Source organism: Vibrio sp. Y176, assembly GCF_033438945.1.
The window spans coordinates 1-634 of sequence record NZ_JAWOQS010000705.1 but is presented as its reverse complement, the minus strand read 5'-3'; the positions used below and the strand labels follow the sequence as shown (position 1 = coordinate 634).

General features: G+C 49.4%; 1 protein-coding gene. It reads left to right on the top strand.

Annotation, left to right across the window (positions count from 1 at the left end; genetic code table 11):
• Positions 1-634, top strand: a 634-nt coding sequence (locus R7O13_RS28180) for a flagellar hook-basal body complex protein (RefSeq protein ID WP_318305361.1), incomplete at both ends; no start/stop codon positions are given.

Below are 634 nucleotides of genomic sequence, written 5' to 3'. Positions count from 1 at the left end.
TTACAGCGTAGATAGCAACAACAACCTGATGACGGGTTCTGTAGGTAACATCCAAGTATCAACATCGTCACTCAACGCGAAAGCGACAGATAAGCTTGATTTTGTTGCGAACTTCGATGCAAGTGCAAAAGCGATTGATAAAGCGGTAACGCCGTTCGATCCAGCGGATCCAACTTCGTTCAACTCTTCTTACACGACACAGGTGTACGATTCACTTGGCAACTCTCACACCGTGACGCAGTACTTCACTAAAACGGCAGACAACGCATGGGAAGTGAACGTGCAAGTCGACGGTGGTAAACCTCCTGTTTCAACCATCCCTGTGACGTTTAATAAAGACGGTACGTTAGCGGCGCCAACAGGCTCTTTCAATGTGGCATTCCCAGCTGCGGGCGCAAACGCAATGAGCGTTGATATCAACCTAAAAGGCAGCACGCAATTTGGTGCTGCGTTTGGCGTGAGCACAAACAGCCCGAACGGTTACACATCTGGTGAGCTTGCAGGCGTACGCGTAGAAGACAACGGCATGGTTTACGCAACTTACACTAACGGTCAATCACAGCTTCAAGGCCAAGTGGTTCTGGCTGATTTTGCTAATACGCAAGGTCTAGCAAAAGTGAGCGGCACTGCTTGG